This is a genomic window from Autumnicola psychrophila, assembly GCF_031846645.1.
Taxonomy (GTDB): domain Bacteria; phylum Bacteroidota; class Bacteroidia; order Flavobacteriales; family Flavobacteriaceae; genus Autumnicola; species Autumnicola psychrophila.
The window spans coordinates 80,982-98,760 of the sequence record NZ_JAVRHN010000016.1 but is presented as its reverse complement, the minus strand read 5'-3'; the positions used below and the strand labels follow the sequence as shown (position 1 = coordinate 98,760).

The following is a 17,779-nucleotide window of genomic DNA, read 5'->3' as shown; positions in this document are numbered from 1 at the left end:
TGAGAAGTGAGAAGTGAGAAGTGAGAAGTGAGAAGTGAGAAGTGAGAAGTGAGAAGTGAGAAGTTTAAATTATCTTTTTCGAAATTGGGATGAAAAATTTTGATGAAGAAATTATTAAAAGTTACAAAAGGCAGTTTTTTCAGCTAAGTAACTAACAAAAAAATTAAAAATATGTCTCGTCGAGTCCCGAAAGTTATCGGAACTGGACGTTAAGTTTTAAGAGCATTTGTATTAATTACAGAATGTTGTATAAGTGCAAAAAACATTATTAAATGAGTAAAAAAAATAATCCTACACCAAAGCAACAGACCTCCTTTATCTTTGGAAAGAAAAATTATACTATGATGTTTATTGGCTTGGGAGTGATAGCACTTGGCTTTATTTTAATGGCCGGTGGCGGAAGCGATGACCCCAATACTTTTAATCCTGCTATTTATAATTTTCAGAGAATCCGCCTCGCACCAACACTCGTTCTTATTGGCTTCGCCATAGAGGTTTATGCCATATTGCTAAATCCAAACCCTAAAAAAACGAATTAGATTTGGACGCACTAGACGCCGCCATTCTTGGAGTCATTCAGGGCTTAACCGAATTTTTACCTGTATCTTCCAGCGGACATTTAGAATTGGGAAAAGCAATATTAGGAGACACCAGTGTTCCTGAAGAATCCCTCTTATTTACAGTCGTACTTCATTTTGCTACTGCGTTAAGTACGTTAGTAGTTTTCAGAAAAGATGTGATAGATATCTTTAAGGGCCTATTCAAATTTGAATGGAATGATGAAGCAAAATTTTCATTAAAAATAATCATTTCCATGATTCCCGCAGCACTTGTGGGGCTGTTTTTTGAAGAGCAGCTGGAAGTATTGTTTGGCGGCAACATCATGTTTGTCGGATTTATGTTGCTCATCACCGCCCTCCTGCTGTGGCTCGCAGACAAGGCTAAAAACACTGGAAAAAGTGTAAGTTACAGCAATTCCTTTGTAATTGGTGTTTCCCAGGCCATTGCAATGTTGCCGGGGATTTCCAGAAGTGGAGCTACTATTTCCACCTCGGTTTTACTCGGAAATGACAAAACAAAAGCCGCAAGATTTTCTTTCCTGATGGTGGTTCCTTTGATCTTCGGAAAAATAGCCAAGGATTTACTGGATGGCAACATTGCAGCATCAACTACAGAAGCTTCCATTCTTTTAATAGGTTTTATCACGGCTTTCCTGGCCGGACTTGTAGCCTGTACCTGGATGATTTCGCTGGTAAAGAAAAGTAAATTATCCTATTTTGCTATCTATTGTTTTGTCGTAGGACTTGTGGCTATTATCTTTGAATATGTTCAATAACTAACTCATAAAGAAAATAAATCTCCTATTTTACAGCTCACTTTAGAACTTGCACCAGTTATTGTTTAAGACCTGAATTAGCTATCTTTGTATTATGGATGCAAAGACGAATCAAATAATTATCGATTACCTAAAGGCATATGATCCCAAAGAAATTGCTGTTTTTGGATCTTATGCCCGCGGAGAAATGAATATCGCCAGCGATATTGATATTTTGTATTCCCTCAACACAAAAATATCCCTGTTTGACCTTGTTCAGATTAAGATGGATTTGGAAGAAAAATTAAACAGAAAAGTAGATTTTGTCTCCAAAAAAGGCCTGAAAGAATGGATTATCCCATATGTCATGAAGGATCTAAAAGTTATTTATGAAAAATAGCTTAGGATATATTCAGGATATGTTGGAACATATTTCCTATATCGAAGACTTCCTGTTTGGGGTTACTGAAGAGGAGTTAAGTAGAAATAAAGAAAAAGAATTTGCTATTATTAGAAGTTTTGAAGTTATTGGAGAAGCCGGAAAAAAGGTAGATAAACGCCTGAAACTAAAGTATCCCGGTATTCCATGGAGAAAAATGGCAGGTTTTAGGGACATTCTTATCCATGACTATGACAGAGTAATAACTGAAATCCTCTGGATTACAGCAACAAAAGAACTACCGCCGCTTAAGGCGCAACTTCTTCAAATTCTTGAAGATGAATCATAAAACTTTTACCGCAGAAGATTTTAAAGAAGGACAAATACTCTTATTCGATAAGCCATTGGGATGGACGTCGTTCCAACTGGTAAACAAGGTGCGATGGCTGATTAGAAAAAGCTGCGGAATAAAAAAAATTAAGGTCGGACATGCGGGTACTTTAGACCCCCTTGCATCAGGATTGCTCGTTATTTGCACAGGGAAATTCACCAAAAAGATTACTGAACTTCAGGGACAGGAAAAGGAATACACCGGAACCTTCACTTTAGGTTCCACAACACCTTCTTACGATCTCGAAACTGAAATTGACAACACTTTTTCCACAGACCATATTTCTGAAGACGATCTGCAAAAAACAACAGAAAAATTTATAGGTGAAATTGAACAAATTCCGCCGGTTTTTTCAGCATTAAAAAAGGACGGAAAGCGACTTTATGAATATGCCCGAAAAGGGGAAGACGTAGAAATACCATCCAGAAAAGTAAGTATTACTGAGTTTGAAGTGGAAGCTGAAAAATTTCCGTTGCTAAACTTCAGGGTTGTTTGCAGCAAAGGCACTTATATAAGATCCCTGGCGCACGATTTTGGAAAGGAATTAAACAGCGGAGCACACCTTTCAGAATTAAGAAGAACGAGAATTGGGGGATATTCCGTAGAAAATTCACTTGATCTCGAATTTTTTGAAAAATTACTACCTTCCCGGGAGAATAAACCTGACTGAGTGCAGTTTTAATTACCTATGGATTTTTTCGATAAACATAAAGCCCTGATAATAACATCGTTGTTATTTGCCATTTTATTGCTGGCACTTTACAACTTCAATTTATCCAGAAGCAATCAAAAAACCCAGGAGTTTCTTGTGGACATCAATGAGTATCAGCCCAAAGCGGAGCCTGAAGAAGAGGCCGAAGAAGAACCTGAGGAGACAGAACTGCAACAAAGCAAGCAGGTACAAACGCACCGGGCTTACAACGAGAACCAGGAAGCGCGGGAGCAGAATTTCGATAGCCAGCTTAACGAAATTTTTGAAAGAAACAGTGCTGCCCGAGAGGAATCTTCTGAAGAAGAAAGCGACGCATCAAACGGTGATTTTAATGTCACTAAGCCTGAGAGAAATCGGCCGCAAAAGAGATCAGATGGGAATAACAGCAGCAATAATACCTCCACGCGAACAGGAGGTATCGATAACAGCTCCATCACTTATTCTCTAAAAGGAAGAACTGCATACGAAATCCCAAATCCCATATATACCTGTGATGTTGCTGGTAAAATCGTAGTAAATATTACTGTTAATGCTAAAGGTGTTGTGCAGGAAACCAGTATTAACAAAGCGAGTTCTACCTCATCCAACGCCTGCCTTGAGGAAAATGCGCTACGGTATGCCGCCGGAGCAAGATTTAGCCAATTAGCGGGCAGAAACTCACAACCGGGAACGATTAGTTATCAATTTAAACCTTAAAATCATGTCTGAAATTTCCCGATGCGGCTGGTGTGTTGGCGATCCGCTTTACGAAGCTTACCACGATCAGGAATGGGGGCTTCCTGTTTATGACGATAAAACAATTTTTGAATTTTTGCTGTTGGAGACCTTTCAGGCCGGATTAAGTTGGATTACTATACTTCGGAAAAGGGAAAATTTTCGCAATGCTTTTGATGATTTTGATTATCACAAGATTGCTTCATATTCTGAAGAAAAAATCCAGGATTTACTTCAGGATAAAGGAATCATCAGGAATAAACTGAAAGTGCGTTCTGCAGTAACCAATGCTCAGCTGTTTATTCAAATTCAGAAGGAATACGGAAGTTTTAGTAAATACATTTGGAGCTTTGTAGATGGCAAACCCATTCAAAATGAAGTTGAAGATTATAAAAAAGCTCCTGCCACTACTGAAATTAGCGATAAACTGAGCAAAGATCTAAAGAAACGCGGATTCAAATTTGTTGGATCTACCGTAATTTATGCCCATATGCAGGCCACCGGAATGGTGAACGATCACGAGGTTTCCTGTTTTAGATATGAAGAAGTTAAAGATTTATAGAGCACTTCCCAAAATAGCATTTATCTACCTACTGTAAATTGGGAGGAGAAATTCACTCTAAATATTTCAGAAATTTTCCCCTGGAAATTTCCTCTGCACCCAGGCTCGCAAGATGCTTTGTATAAACCTGGCAATCGATAAGTTTTACTCCTTCAGCTTGTAAATTTTTCACCATTTGAATAAATCCGAATTTTGAGGCATTACTTTTTTTGGCAAACATGCTTTCCCCGCAAAAAACCTGTTTTTCCCTCAGATAGATTCCGTATAAACCTCCAACTAACTCATTTTCTTCCCAAACCTCAATAGAAATTGCCATTCCCAACTGATGCAGTCCTATATAAGCATCAATCATTTCCCTAACAAGCCAGGTTCCCGATTGGCCTTTACGATCTATTGAAGCACAATTCTGAAGTACTTCTGCAAAAGCTTCATTATAAGTAACCCGAAAATTGCCTTTTTTGAGCACCTGCTTCATACTCTTAGAAACCTTCAGCTTTTCCGGAAACAACACCATTCGAGGATCAGGACTCCACCAAAGTGTAGGCTGTGAAGCGTCATACCATGGAAAAATGCCTCTTTGGTAAGCGGTAGTGAGCCGCTTGAGCGACAAATCTCCGCCAATGGCCAGTAAACCATCTTCGCCGGCATATTCTATAGGAGGAAAATCATCATTTTGCCTGATAATATACATTCAGCCTTTTAATAATTAGAGAGTTCTTTGAAATAAAAGAGGCTGTCTAAAAATGGCAAATTTCGACCTACTGAAGAATACTCAGCAAATAAAAATTATCATTTTTAACCAGCCTCCCGTTCTTTTTACTGAAAAACCTTAGAAAGGCAAATCATCATAATCTTCGTCGTTCATATCGTTTGCCGGTTCAAAATTATCTGGTGGTGGCACGTTCTGTCCTCCTGCAGTATTACCTGCTGCAAGATTTTCTATTCTCCAGCCCTGGATAGAGTTAAAATATTTAGTCTCTCCCTGCGGGCTCACCCATTCACGTCCACGTAAGTTTATTCCAATTTTTACTGGTTGGCCAACTTTGTAACTATCGAGTAAATCTGTTTTATCCTGAACAAATTCCACCATAATATGCTGCGGATATTGCTCTTCTGTAGTAACTACCACTTCTCTTTTTCTAAATCCGTTGTTACCAAAGGTTTTCGTATCACCAATCAGTTTAATCTTTCCTTGTACTTCCATTTCTTCTTTTTTGCTAATAATAATTTCCAGGCTTCTTCAGGTTGATCTTGATCAATTAAAATTTGTGCCTGTCTATGAATTTCTTTTTTATTTCCTTTTTCTACAATTACGGCAATTTCCGGATTTTTTTCCAGGTATTGCTCTATTTCTTCTTCTGAAGGTAAAGCTTCCACATTTCCCAGTTTCCCCAGGTCATTTCCAGTTAGAATTTTGCTGTTCCTTATTTCTTCCGGAAAAGCGTCAACACCAATTCCCACAGTTTTAAGGGGTTTTTTTACCTCAAAAAGTCCTGCATTTGCACGGGAATACCAGTTGCCTCCCATTCGAGCTACCTGATCTATCTTATGTGGATCTATAGCTCCCTTATCATCCAGAATTTCTTCTTTTATGTGCAACTTCAGCACTTCACAAATTACTAAGTTTCCGGCTCCTCCCTCACTTCCCAATTCTACAATTTCATTGACCCTGCATTCCATTTGAACCGGAGATTCCGCTACGCGAAAAGGCTTAATCAAATCTGACTTCAGCATTGTGAGACCGGCTTTTTCAAATTCGTTTATTCCCTCTTTATATTCTGTACTGGAAAGGGACATTTGCTGCACAATATCATGATTTACAATATTTATTACGACCTCCATTGTCGCTTTTACGTTCGTAAAAGTATGCTTCACCGTGTTATCCCTCCCTCTTCTTGAAGGTGAAAAAACCAGGATTGGAGGATTGGTACTAAAAATATTAAAATAGCTAAAAGGGGATAAATTAGGCCTTCCTTCCGCATCTACCGTACTGGCAAAAGCAATAGGCCTTGGCCCCACCGCACCCTGCAAATACTGGTGCAGTTCGCTTCTACTAACCTCCTTAGGCCCTATACTTAACATTTTTAGATTTTGCACAAAGGTAACGAAACAACGAGGGAATGAAAAGAACGTGCACACAATAATATTCTTCTAAAAACGATTATCTTTAAAACGCATTAAACGTTGATGTCCTTCATGAATTTTACAGATGAGCGCAATTTTAGCCGTTGGTTTATCATCATTTCCTGTCTCGTTGTTGTAAGCCTCGTTCTTTGGAATACCACGATTTTTTTCCAACGCCTAAAGGAAGATGAGCGGTCAAAAATGAGCATTTGGGCCCACGCTCTTCAGGATTTTGAAGAAATGAGCCCAAATGAAGATGCAGCGCTTATTCTCGAAATTCTGAATAACAATACAACGATTCCTATAATCCACACCAATGATAAAGGGGAAATAGACTATACAACCAATATTGATCCTAAAATCCTGGATAATGAGGAACGCTTAAATGATTTGCTTCTCCAAATGATGGAAGAAAATGAGCCGATAATCATTAATCTTGGAGAAGGACAGGAACAATATATTTACTACGGAAACTCCCCAACTTTAAATAAACTGAAATATTACCCGGTTGGCCTTACCCTTATCGGTTTCCTTTTTATTGGGGTGGTTTATTTCTTCTATACAACCACTAAATCTAGTGAACAAAATAAACTGTGGGCGGGAATGGCAAAAGAAACAGCTCACCAAATAGGCACTCCCCTCTCTTCACTTATTGGCTGGACAGAAATTTTAAAGGATGAAAATGTTAATAAAGATTACATTACAGAAATCGAAAAAGATGTAGACCGACTTAAAACAATAACTGAAAGATTTTCTAAAATAGGATCTGCTCCTTTGCTGAAAATTACAGATGTGGTTAAAGCCACTCAGGAAAGTTTCGATTATCTGCAGGTTAGAAGTTCCAACCTTATTGATTTTTCTATAAATGTACCCAAAAAAGCAATTGAAGTGGAGTTAAACCAGCAATTGTATAGCTGGACTATTGAGAACCTTGTAAAGAATGCTATAGACGCGATGCGCGGCAAAGGAAAATTAAATATTGAAATTAAAGAAGAACCTAAATGGGTATTTATTTTAATAAAAGATACCGGTAAAGGAATAGAAAAAAGTAAGTTCAAAATCATATTCGAACCCGGGCAGACCTCCAAAAAACGTGGTTGGGGATTGGGTTTGTCGCTCGCAAAAAGAATTATTGAAGAATATCACAAAGGGAAGATAAAAGTTCTAGAAAGTGAACTGAATAAAGGCACTACCTTTAAAATTTCCCTGCGGAAGATTTAGAACTTTTTCAGGATTGTCCTTAGCTCATCAGGAATCCTGAAGGTTTTGTTTTCGTCGAAATCGTAGCAAACTACTACATCTTCACCTTCAGCACATATTTCATTATTTTCATTCAGGATGACATGATTCAGACTAAAACTGGAATTCTTCATTTCACCCAGCATTGTTTTCACGATAGCCTTGCCGGGGTAATAAAGTGATTTTTTAAAATTACAATGTGTAGAAACAAGCATGGTTCCTCTATTTATGTTATTGTAACTCTCATAAATACCGGTAGCTTCCCAAAAATTTACACGCCCAGATTGGAGATAACGCATATAAGAAACGTTATTTACATGCTGATAAAGATCTAAATCGCTCCAGTCAATACGAATTTCCAGGCTGAGTTTAAAATCAGGTAAATCCACTAGAGCTCCACATTTTCCTTAATGGCATCTGCCATTTCCTGAAATTCTTCTTCTGTCATTTCCTGCTTCCTGGAAAAATCCATGTCCTGCATACTGTTCAATGGGATCAAATGGACGTGTACATGAGGTACTTCCAGACCAACCACTGCCATTCCCACTCTTTTACAGGGAACTGTTTTTTCCAATCCTAGCGCAACTTTTCGTGAAAAGCGCATTAACTCCTGATACATCTCTTCTTCTAGATCAAAAATTTTATCTACTTCTTTCTTGGGTATACAGAGAGTATGGCCTTTTGCATTGGGGCTAATATCCAGAAATGCTAAAAACTGACTATTTTCAGCTACTTTATAAGCAGGAGCTTCACCTTTTGCTATTTTAGAAAATAAACTGGCCATAACTATATTATTTTTACTTGTTAGTTCCTATAAAATTAAAAATCCTTTCCGTAATTCTTAGTTAAAGAACATGAAAAGGATTTTCTATTTTAGTAAGAATTTAACTATTCCCTCCAAATTTCCAGGATATCGAATTTCATTGTGCCGTTAGGCACCTGAATTTCTGCTGTGTCACCAACTTTTTTACCAAGCAGGCCTTTTCCAATAGGAGAATCTACAGATATTTTTCCCGATTTTAAATCAGCTTCGCTTTGCGCGACCAGCTTATAATTCATTTCAGCACCATTCGTCTGATTTTTGATTTTCACATAAGAATGTACTAAAGCTTTCGAGGTGTCCAACTGAGATTCATCTATTACCCTGGCATTAGCTACAATTTCTTCCATTTTAGAAATTTTCATCTCAAGCAGCCCCTGGGCTTCTTTAGCCGCATCATATTCGGCATTTTCACTTAGATCCCCTTTATCCCGGGCCTCTGCTATGGCTTCTGACGCTTTAGGACGCTCCACATCCCTTAACTGATTTAGCTCATCTCTCAATTTTTTGAGCCCTTCTGCTGTATAATAAGATACTTTGCTCATAACTTATACGTTTATATCTACAATTGAGGTTTTAGACCCTCGTTCACTTTTCAAATTTAATATCATAATGATGTTTGGTTTCTCTACTTCCCGGAAGGGCGGGAATTAACGGCATTTAAAGTTTTCATGCCATTATAAACTTTAGCTTCATTATTGAATAGAAAAAATCCCATTTTTAGGCGGGATTTCTATATTAACAAATGTAAGGAATATAAAGCTTCGGAACAATTATATTATTTTCGCATTCTAAAGATATTATCTGGAGAAAAATCATTTTCAAAAGAAAAAGCTTTACTAAAATTTAAATCACATGATAAAAAAGGCAATTTTCGGCATATTCAGTATTTTGATGTTTTTAAGCTGCACGCCTGATGATGAGTACAGGAATAATCCCAATTTGGTCGACCTAAATTTTAGGATTCAGCTAAATCTGGATCTACCGGAATATAATAATCTTCAATTTCCCGGAAATAGCTTTACTACTTACAGAGAGGGTATAAAAGGCGTTGTGGTTTACAATATTAATAACACCCAATACACCGCTTTTGAACTTAGTGATCCCAATCACCCTCCAACCGACTGCTCGGCAATGGTTGTGGAGGGAATTACAGCAAAGTGTAATTGTGATGACGGGAATGAATACAATATTATAACAGGAGAATTGACCAGCGGAACCGGACAATATTCTATGAAACCTTACAGGATCGAGCGCCGGGGAAGCATTATTGAAATTTATAATTAAGACTGAAAAAAGTAAAGGCTGAAATTTGCCAATTTTCGTACCTCATAAATTTATCAATCTCTCTTATAGCAGAAGGTTTTAGAAACCTTACAGGATAAACAAATCCTAATGTTCCAGAAACAGAAAGGTCGAAAATGGCAATTTTCGACCTTCAGCCATTTCGTTAATAAAATTCTGAAAGCTGAAAAATTCAGCTTTCAGAAGAAAAAAGATTAAAACTTCAATGTTAATCCGGCTAAAAAGTTTGTTGTCGCCTGTGGATAATATCCTGCACCGTCTAAAGTTTGTACGCCACTTGCAAAATCAGGATTTTCAACATTAAATGTGTAGTAATATCCGTTAGACACATATTCTTCATCAAAGATATTGTTTACCAGCCCTGTAAAAACAATCTCTTCAAATACAGGTGCATCCCTCCAGGTATACTGAACATTAAAATCGTTGATAAAATAGCTCTCCAACTTAGAATTTTCGGCTTCAATGTTACTCATGTACTGCTCACCTACAAATTTCGAAAGCAACTTAAGCTCCAGTCCATTTACAGGAGAATAGCCTATGATGTTGCCGGCAACAATTTCCGGAGAAAAAGATATATCCGTTTTCCCGTACTCTCTCAACTCCCCGTTAAGGGTCGAAACAAAATCTACATTTTTGTTTCGGCTAATGGCGATATTTGGCATAATTGTAAATTGGTCAGAAAGCCTGATGGTTGCGTCAATTTCCAACCCAAGACGATAACTGTTCCCGCTATTTTCACGTACAAACGCCCCAACATCATCAATTCCCCCTGTTAAGACCAATTGATTTTGATAATCCATCAAATAAAGATTGGAATTGATCTGGAAAGAAGGGCTGTTATACCTCCAGCCTAATTCGTAATCATTCAGCTCTTCGGCTTCAGGGTCTCCGTTTTCATAATCACTCCTTGTAGGTTCCCTGTGAGCACGGGCATAAGAAGCATAAAATTGGTTTTGAGTATTCATTTGATAAGTTAATCCTGCTTTGGGATTAAAAAATTCAAAAGAATCGTCTACATTAAAAGAAGTACCGTCATCAAGCAGCCCGCGCGTTTCATAATTGATCGTTCTTAACTGTAGGTCACCATAAGCGGCAAGTTCTTCAGTAATAGAAAAAGTGGCTTTCGCATAGATATTAAAGTCGGTTTTCTTTCCTGTATTATCGTAATAAAGATCAGAGGGACCGTTCTGTTTTGCAAACTGCGTGTAAATTAACTCTCCAAAATGATCTCCTACATACCTGTTCCAGCCACCTCCAAGAACGGCATCTACTTTTTCGTTTTCATAGGTTAAGCTAAAAACGGTTCCGTAGAAATCATTATCCAGCCATTCCCGCGAAACAAGATCTGAAGTAGTTACTTCTTCGCCACCTGCCGTGAAAGGTTGTAAACCAAATTCAGTTAGTGCAGCTTCTTCTTCATATTCCTGATAATATCCTCTCCCTTTCGTATAATGCAAGGCTATATTGGAAGACCAGTTTTCATTATAATCTTCATTCCATAGTAACTGATAATGATCCTGCCAGTAATTATCGGTTTGATCTTCATAAAATTGAACATTGCCATCATCATCGGTGTACATTCCGGCGGGATTAAACCTACGGTTTTCCCTTAAAGTTTCCCCATCTATCCCATACCAGGCATGGTAAGTGGTTTCGGTTCCACCAAAAGAGATCGCCTTTACCAGGGTATTATCATCTACATAAGTTCCCTGAAGAAAATAAGATTTTAACTCACTTTCTGCCCGATCTATATATCCGTCACTCCTGATTTTTGAAGCTCTTCCGGCAAATTCCCAGTGATCATCCATAAGACCTGTGCTGAATTCCAGCGTATGCTTGAAGGTATTATAAGAACCAATACTGTTCGCGAGTTGAGCTGAAGCTTCTTCCTGATAACGATCTGTAAGAATGTTCAGGCTGGCACCAAAAGCACCCGCCCCACTTGTTGAAGTTCCTACTCCACGTTGTAATTGAAGGTTTTGAACAGAAGAAGCAAAATCTCCCATGTTTACCCAAAACACCCCCTGACTTTCTGCATCGTTAAGAGGGATACCGTTCACAGTTACATTTACACGGGTTGCATCGCTCCCCCGTACTCTTATTCCGGTATATCCCACTCCTGCACCAGCATCACTTGTAGAAACCACGTTTGGCATATAGTTCATCAACACCGGAATATCCTGCCCCAAATTACGGTCTTCAATTTCTTCATTGGATAAATTGCTATAAGTGATAGGCTCTTGTGCAGATACTCTTACCGAAGAAAGGAAAACCTCATCAAGGACCTCTTCTGCAGTGCTCATATCCACATCCAGAACTTTATCCTGGTTTAAATTTACCTGAACGCGCTTCCTGTTACCAAAGGAAAAGAGAATAGTATAATCCCCTTCCTGCAATGTGAGGTAATAATTTCCATATTCATCGGTCTGTGTTCCATTACCGGTGCCGGTTGCGAAGACACTCACTCCTTCCAGAGGTGTTTCTCCTTCGGTTACCGTTCCCTGTAACGTGTAATTTTGTGAAAAAGCCTGCAGGGAGAAGAAAAGAAAGCTTAGGAAAAATAATACATTTTTCATCCGTAACTAGAATTTTACGAATAAAAGGGGCGATTATTCTTTGATTAAAAGTTGATTAAAAAAATAAATCCTGAAATTGCCTTGTGATTTCCGGCATTTTCAGGAGTACGATACACTGCGCAATTTCTTGCACTTTTCCCTTGGCAGCATTACCCGCCCAGGTTCATTGGGTATAATCTCAGCCCCCTCCCGGCGGCACCCCTTTGAGATTTGCGGCAAATGTAAACAGGTTTTTTCAATAACCAATAATTTATTTCGTTTGATTTTAATAATGTAATTTAGCAGGGATATAATTATGCGCAACACAAGACAATCCATAACATTTAAGGTAGTTGCCGGATACCTTATTTTAGCCCTGCTTGTTGGTGCTGCTACCTGGTTTGTCTACACCCAGGTAATTGCTTACACGAACCTTAGCCAGTACAACAATAGCAATAACGAACAACTTTTTATGGTGAGTGAAATCACCACCGACCTCTATGAAACTGAAAACATTAGCCGACGGTTGATCCAGACAGGGAAGGAAGAAGATGTGGAAATTTACAGCGCACAAATAGATAGCATAAGACAGAACATAATTTCACTAAAAAGTCGGTATTCAGATTCCCTGATGCAAACAGAGCTGGACAGCATTGGTAAATTACTGACGCAAAAGACGGAAAACCTTCAGGAATTACTTGAACTCAGGAAGCAGGATCGAAACACAAATTATTATTCACAGGTCCTTCAGGAGCTTAGACGGGTTGACGAATCTTTTGCTGAAAACGATTATGATAACAGGTTCACAAACCTTGAGCCGCACCAGCGAAAAGTGCTTATAAGCTGGCTGGAATATGCCAAGGAAGACAATGCTGAAACCCTTACCAACAAAACGGCAGATTCTTTAGTAAATTCTGTAAAACGGGTACTAAGTGAATTGGAGTACGCGAACCGGGAATTCCGGAAAACAGTACTGGAGAAAGAAGATCAATTACTGGACAATGACCTGATCCTTAACCAGCAACTACGGAGCCTGCTTTCTAAAATTGAACAGGAAGAGCGGGAAGCATCATTAGTACGCACAGCAAATTCTCAGGCAATGCTGGAGAGTACTTCTCAGATTATTTTCTTTGCAGGCATTGTAAGTATTATTATTATTCTGATTTTTTTAATTCTTATTTTAAAAGATATTTCCCGAAGCCAGAAGTACCGGCTGCAACTGGAAGAAGCCAAGAATTTTGCCGAAACGCTCTTAAAAAGGAGAGAGCAATTTATGGCCGCCATCACCCACGATCTACGTTCGCCGCTTACGACTGTAATAGGTTATTCAGATTTAATGAAGAAGACGAGGCTGGAAAGCAAGCAGGGTCGTTACCTGGAACAGATAAGGAAATCTTCAGATTTTATCCTGCACCTGGTAAATGATCTTTTGGACCTTTCCAAGCTTGAGGCAGGTAAAATGCTGGTAGAAAGCCTGCCATTTAATCCGAAGAATCTTATTGAAGATACTGTAAACAATAACATTCCGGCAGAAACAAAGGACGATGTTAAGGTAATTATAGAAGCTTCAGAAGAAACCGATACTGATGTACTTAGTGATCCTTTTCGTATCAAACAAATTATCGCAAACCTGGTAACCAATGCCTATAAATTTACAGAACAGGGAGAAATTCGTATAACTTCAAAGATTGTCAAGAAAGAACAAGATTGGCTGGTAATTTCCATAAAGGATACCGGGATAGGTATTTCTGAAGAAAAGCAGGAAGAGATTTTTGAGGAGTTTTCCCAGGAGAACAGTAAAATTGAAAAACAATATGGAGGAACAGGCCTGGGGCTAACAATTACAAAAAGCCTTTCCCGACTGCTGAAAGGAGACATTGAATTAAAGAGTAAACCCGGAGAGGGAAGTGAGTTTATTGTCTCCATACCAATAAAACGAATTACCGTAAAAGATCAGAAAGAAGAATTAAAACCCAAAGTAAATCCTGAAAAAGTGGACCTGAGCGGCAAAAAGGCTTTGGTCGTGGATGACGAAAATTCCCAGCTTGCTTTAACGAGCGAACTGGTAAAATCAATTGGCTTTAGTTGTGAGACCAGTGTAAACGGAAAACAGGCCCTGCAGAAATTGAAATTTGAAAAGTTTGATCTTGTATTAACAGATATTCAGATGCCCATAATGGATGGTTTCGCTCTTATCAAAGAAATAAGAGCCACACCGCAGTTAAAAGATATTCCCGCGATTGCCCTCTCTGGGCGAAAAGAAATTTCTTCAGAAACTTATCTTGATGCAGGATTTAACAAGAATCTGCTAAAGCCATACCAACCTGCCGAATTACTCAGCACAATAGCTGAAATATTTAAGGTGGAAATTCAGTCTAAGAAGCACAAGAAACAACAACAAAAAAACATTACCACTGCATATGACCTCGAAGAAATTTACCTTTTTTCCGGTGGTGATGATGAGGCTATGGAAATAATAATAAAGGCTTTTCTGGATAGCTCAAAAGAGAATGTTGCAGGACTGGAAAAAGCGTACAAGGAAGGAGATACGGAAACGTTGGGTAAAATTGCCCATAAAATGCTCCCTATGCTAAAGCAGATGAAAGCTGCTCATGTGATTCCGGTCCTGGAGAAACTTGAAAGACAGGAGGAAGTTTCAGACTCAGAAGTTGATTTGACTATCAGGGAGTTAAAACAGTTAATGAAAAGCCTTGAAACCGAGGTTACAATTTAATCCCGTATTGCTTAAGTTTGTTGTATAACGTTTTTCGGTCTATAGAGAGTATTCTTGCAGCTTTGCTTTTATTCCCACCAGATTTCTCCAGGGCATCAAGAATAAGCTGCTCTTCGTTCTTATTTCTGAACAAACTATAATCATCATCAGATTTCTCTGCAGTAGAAATTTCGTGAGGCAAAACTTTTAAAGGTATTAAATCCTCCTGCGTTAGCAACACCGCCCTTTTTACCATATTCTTTAGCTCCCTGAGGTTCCCCGGCCAGCTATAATTTTTAAAAGCTTCTATTGCCTTATCACTAAATCCCAAAACATTCTTTTCCAGTTCAGCATTAGCTTCATCCAAAAAGTGTTCTGCAAAGATCATCAAATCGTCTGTGCGCTCTTTTAAAGACGGCACCTGTATGGAAAATTCATTTAACCGGTGATACAAATCTTCCCTAAATTCTCCTTCTTTTACTGCCTGAGCGAGATCTTCATTAGTTGCCGTTACCACCCTTATGTCTACTTCTATTTCATTATTACTCCCTACCGGCTTTATCCTTCTTTCCTGAAGCGCCCTTAAGAGCTGTACCTGTAGTTCGTAACTTAGATTACCTATTTCGTCAAGAAACAAGGTTCCGCCGTTGGCAGCCTGAAAATGACCTGTTTTATCATTAATAGCACCGGTAAAGGAACCTTTTAAGTGACCAAAGAATTCACTGGAAGCTATTTCTTTTGGAATAGCCCCACAATCTACAGCAATAAATGGCGCTGCTTTCCTTTTACTCTGGTTATGGATACTTTTTGCTACCTGCTCTTTTCCGGTTCCGCTTTCTCCCATTATAAGAACAGACATGTTTGTTGGTGCTACCAGCTCGATATAATCATTGAGCTTATTGGAAGCATCGCTCACCCCTTTTACAAAACTACTACCTTTAAAAGAACTCTTAGCAGCTTTCTTTTCCGGCGGGCGCGAAGGCTCCTCCTGCTTAAAAGATCGCACTGAGTTGTGGTCCAGTGCATTTTTAATTGTCTGTAAAATCGATTCCGGCCTAAAGGGTTTGGATACGTAGTCAAAAGCTCCATATTTCATTGCCTGCACAGCCATACTAATTTCTGCATAGCTTGTCATTACTATAACTTCTGTTTCTTTGTTAGCAGCTTTTGCTTCTTGAAGTATATCCAGCCCATTATCATCTGGAAGACGCACATCGGTAATTACCATATCAAATTTAATGGCAGAAATTTTTTTATAAGCCTCTGCAGCAGAAAAAACCAGTTCTACATTATAATCCCTTTTTACTAAAAAGGTTTTTAACATTGTTCCAAAAGCAACGTCGTCTTCTACCAGGAGAATTTTTGCCATAGTTATTGAGAAAGTATACTTACAAAGTTAACAATCTTTGCATCATACGATTTTAAAATCGGACATAAAAAAAGAGGTCCTTCGTAAAAAGACCTCTTTTCTACAATTGTAAATTATATTATAACTTAGAATTGTTAATATCCATTTGCCGGATGAAGGGATGAGAAAAAATCCTTTCATAATTCACCTAGCAAAATAAAGAAATGTTCCTGGTGTTAGTTTTTAGTTGTTGGTTTTCGGAAAAAATCCGAAAAGAACATTTCTTCATTTCATCTGTCGGGATAACAACTTTTAATTGTTATTATTCTCTGTCCATCCGTTGCTGAAAGAGTCGGCTTCTCTTAAATTCCAGCATTTAAAAAATTATAAGAAAAATAAAAACGTTTACTCTTGTTTTTCTTCGATCCAATTACCATCAGCATCAGCTACTACATTTTTGGATTCTCCATCTACGTTAATAGCAATTTTGTAAACCTTTTTCCCTTCATCATCTGTCTTTACCCAAGCCTCTTCTGTAGTGGCTCCTTCAAAATCCTTAATAACCGCTACTTTTACAGCTTGAGGTAAAGCCATAATCTCAATTGTTTGAAAATCATCAGTTTGCTGCTCTTGCTCTACTTCCACTATTTCTTCTTCCATATCGGTAGCCTGGGCCTGGATATCATTAGTTGATATTAAAAAGGCGGCAGCTGCAATTAAACTTAATCCTAGCTTTTTCATAATTCATTATGTTTAAGTTAATGTATTTTCATAAGTGGAAAAATTATACCAAAATCACATACAGGATTTTAAAACACTGATTACCAATAAAATAACTTATTACAATAAAAGAAATTATATAATTTTATGTAGAACATCCTGCGAATTAAGAAAATCTTATGTAGAAAAGGCTCACACATTCTTAATGGTCCGCAAATAAAAAGAGGCTCTTGTGAAGCCTCTTTCTAATCCGAAAATCTAAATAATTCGACAATTCTCTTGATCAAATTAATTAAATCAATTTATCTATCTAACCTGATTACCAGAATGAAAAGATTGTACCATCTATAACAGTTACATTTTAATTCTATCAATTTAATGATTATCAGCGATTTAGCAATTTTACAATAACCTTATATCTAAAAAGAACCTGTGGAAAAGTGTGATTAACTCTACACTTATGTGGAAATTTTTCACGTTCTATTTTAGAGGATCTTTACGATTTGCCTTTTTTTCAGAATTTATCTTCTTTTTCTTTAATCTTTTCATTTTGGAAGCTTTTGAAGGCCTTGTTTTTTTCCTAACTTTCGCCTTTTTCAAAGAATCCTCAAGAATATTAAAGAACCGCTGCGAAACATATTCTTTATTTTTATGTTGACTCCGGGATTCATCACTCTGCAGAATAAGAATATTCTCTTTTGTTAGACGAGATTCCAACTTCTTAAGAATTCTTGTTTTTTCTTCTTCAGAAATTCCAGAAGATTCCTCTACATCAAAATGGAGCTCCACCTTAGATGCTGTCTTATTTACGTGCTGCCCTCCCGGACCAGAACTTTTAACGGCTTTATAGTTTAATTCCCTGAGTAACTGCTCCCGGTTCAA

At 38.0% G+C, this 17,779-nt stretch carries 20 protein-coding genes; 10 read left to right on the top strand and 10 right to left on the bottom strand.

Annotated features, from left to right (window positions below; translation table 11 throughout):
- Positions 1-272 precede the first annotated feature (272 nt).
- The 7 genes from RM541_RS16705 to RM541_RS16675 all read left to right on the top strand — a co-directional run bounded on the left by RM541_RS16705 (position 273) and on the right by RM541_RS16675 (position 4,073).
- Positions 273-539: a DUF3098 domain-containing protein gene (locus tag RM541_RS16705; RefSeq protein ID WP_311501271.1), complete on the top strand. Its 267-nt coding sequence runs from the start codon at positions 273-275 to the stop codon at positions 537-539.
- Positions 540-541: 2 nt separating this feature from the next.
- Positions 542-1,336, top strand: coding sequence for an undecaprenyl-diphosphate phosphatase (locus tag RM541_RS16700; protein ID WP_311501270.1), 795 nt, complete (start codon positions 542-544; stop codon positions 1,334-1,336).
- Between the two features lie 94 nt (positions 1,337-1,430).
- A complete protein-coding gene (locus tag RM541_RS16695; RefSeq protein WP_311501269.1) occupies positions 1,431-1,715 on the top strand; it encodes a nucleotidyltransferase family protein in 285 nt (94 codons plus the stop codon).
- Positions 1,705-2,043, top strand: a complete 339-nt coding sequence (locus tag RM541_RS16690) for a HepT-like ribonuclease domain-containing protein (protein ID WP_311501268.1) — start codon at positions 1,705-1,707, stop codon at positions 2,041-2,043. The genes RM541_RS16695 and RM541_RS16690 overlap by 11 nt, the downstream gene beginning before the upstream one ends.
- A complete protein-coding gene (truB, locus tag RM541_RS16685; RefSeq protein ID WP_311501267.1) occupies positions 2,033-2,755 on the top strand; it encodes a tRNA pseudouridine(55) synthase TruB in 723 nt (240 codons plus the stop codon). The genes RM541_RS16690 and truB overlap by 11 nt, the downstream gene beginning before the upstream one ends.
- An 18-nt stretch (positions 2,756-2,773) precedes the next feature.
- Positions 2,774-3,493, top strand: coding sequence for an energy transducer TonB family protein (locus RM541_RS16680; protein ID WP_311501266.1), 720 nt, complete (start codon positions 2,774-2,776; stop codon positions 3,491-3,493).
- Positions 3,494-3,497: 4 nt separating this feature from the next.
- Positions 3,498-4,073, top strand: a complete 576-nt coding sequence (locus tag RM541_RS16675; protein WP_311501265.1) for a DNA-3-methyladenine glycosylase I — start codon at positions 3,498-3,500, stop codon at positions 4,071-4,073.
- 52 nt (positions 4,074-4,125) lie between these two features.
- On the opposite strand, the gene aat is transcribed toward RM541_RS16675, so the two are convergent.
- The 3 genes from aat to RM541_RS16660 all read right to left on the bottom strand — a co-directional run bounded on the left by aat (position 4,126) and on the right by RM541_RS16660 (position 6,155).
- The gene (gene aat / locus RM541_RS16670) at positions 4,126-4,764 is read right to left on the bottom strand and encodes a leucyl/phenylalanyl-tRNA--protein transferase (RefSeq protein ID WP_311501264.1); all 639 of its coding nucleotides are present in this window, start codon (positions 4,762-4,764) and stop codon (positions 4,126-4,128) included.
- A gap of 138 nt (positions 4,765-4,902) precedes the next feature.
- Positions 4,903-5,277, bottom strand: a complete 375-nt coding sequence (locus RM541_RS16665) for a DUF3127 domain-containing protein (protein WP_311495081.1) — start codon at positions 5,275-5,277, stop codon at positions 4,903-4,905.
- The gene (locus RM541_RS16660) at positions 5,250-6,155 is read right to left on the bottom strand and encodes a flavin reductase family protein (protein WP_311501263.1); all 906 of its coding nucleotides are present in this window, start codon (positions 6,153-6,155) and stop codon (positions 5,250-5,252) included. The genes RM541_RS16665 and RM541_RS16660 overlap by 28 nt, the downstream gene beginning before the upstream one ends.
- A gap of 114 nt (positions 6,156-6,269) precedes the next feature.
- On the opposite strand from RM541_RS16660, the gene RM541_RS16655 reads away from it, so the two are divergent.
- Positions 6,270-7,418: a sensor histidine kinase gene (locus RM541_RS16655; RefSeq protein ID WP_311501262.1), complete on the top strand. Its 1,149-nt coding sequence runs from the start codon at positions 6,270-6,272 to the stop codon at positions 7,416-7,418.
- Here the strand turns inward: RM541_RS16655 and RM541_RS16650 are convergent.
- The 3 genes from RM541_RS16650 to greA form a co-directional block, all read right to left on the bottom strand.
- A complete protein-coding gene (locus tag RM541_RS16650) occupies positions 7,415-7,825 on the bottom strand; it encodes an acyl-CoA thioesterase (RefSeq protein WP_311501261.1) in 411 nt (136 codons plus the stop codon). The two genes, RM541_RS16655 and RM541_RS16650, sit on opposite strands and share 4 nt — an antisense overlap.
- The gene (locus tag RM541_RS16645) at positions 7,825-8,220 is read right to left on the bottom strand and encodes an HIT family protein (RefSeq protein ID WP_311501260.1); all 396 of its coding nucleotides are present in this window, start codon (positions 8,218-8,220) and stop codon (positions 7,825-7,827) included. The genes RM541_RS16650 and RM541_RS16645 overlap by 1 nt, the downstream gene beginning before the upstream one ends.
- Before the next feature lie 104 nt (positions 8,221-8,324).
- Positions 8,325-8,801, bottom strand: coding sequence for a transcription elongation factor GreA (gene greA, locus RM541_RS16640; protein ID WP_311501259.1), 477 nt, complete (start codon positions 8,799-8,801; stop codon positions 8,325-8,327).
- Between the two features lie 310 nt (positions 8,802-9,111).
- On the opposite strand from greA, the gene RM541_RS16635 reads away from it, so the two are divergent.
- Entirely contained in the window at positions 9,112-9,543 is a 432-nt protein-coding gene (locus tag RM541_RS16635) for a hypothetical protein (protein ID WP_311501258.1), read from the top strand.
- Between the two features lie 212 nt (positions 9,544-9,755).
- Here RM541_RS16635 and RM541_RS16630 read toward each other — a convergent pair whose 3' ends face one another.
- Positions 9,756-12,137: a TonB-dependent receptor gene (locus RM541_RS16630; protein WP_311501257.1), complete on the bottom strand. Its 2,382-nt coding sequence runs from the start codon at positions 12,135-12,137 to the stop codon at positions 9,756-9,758.
- Positions 12,138-12,432: 295 nt separating this feature from the next.
- Between RM541_RS16630 and RM541_RS16625 the strand changes: the two genes are divergently transcribed.
- Positions 12,433-14,850: a hybrid sensor histidine kinase/response regulator gene (locus RM541_RS16625; protein ID WP_311501256.1), complete on the top strand. Its 2,418-nt coding sequence runs from the start codon at positions 12,433-12,435 to the stop codon at positions 14,848-14,850.
- On the opposite strand, the gene RM541_RS16620 is transcribed toward RM541_RS16625, so the two are convergent.
- From RM541_RS16620 to arfB, 3 genes are all read right to left on the bottom strand, one after another.
- Entirely contained in the window at positions 14,840-16,198 is a 1,359-nt protein-coding gene (locus RM541_RS16620; protein ID WP_311501255.1) for a sigma-54-dependent transcriptional regulator, read from the bottom strand. The genes RM541_RS16625 and RM541_RS16620 overlap by 11 nt on opposite strands.
- A gap of 384 nt (positions 16,199-16,582) precedes the next feature.
- On the bottom strand, positions 16,583-16,918 hold the full coding sequence (locus RM541_RS16615) for a hypothetical protein (RefSeq protein ID WP_311501254.1): 336 nt from the start codon (positions 16,916-16,918) through the stop codon (positions 16,583-16,585).
- A gap of 459 nt (positions 16,919-17,377) precedes the next feature.
- The gene (arfB, locus tag RM541_RS16610) at positions 17,378-17,779 is read right to left on the bottom strand and encodes an alternative ribosome rescue aminoacyl-tRNA hydrolase ArfB (RefSeq protein WP_311501253.1); all 402 of its coding nucleotides are present in this window, start codon (positions 17,777-17,779) and stop codon (positions 17,378-17,380) included.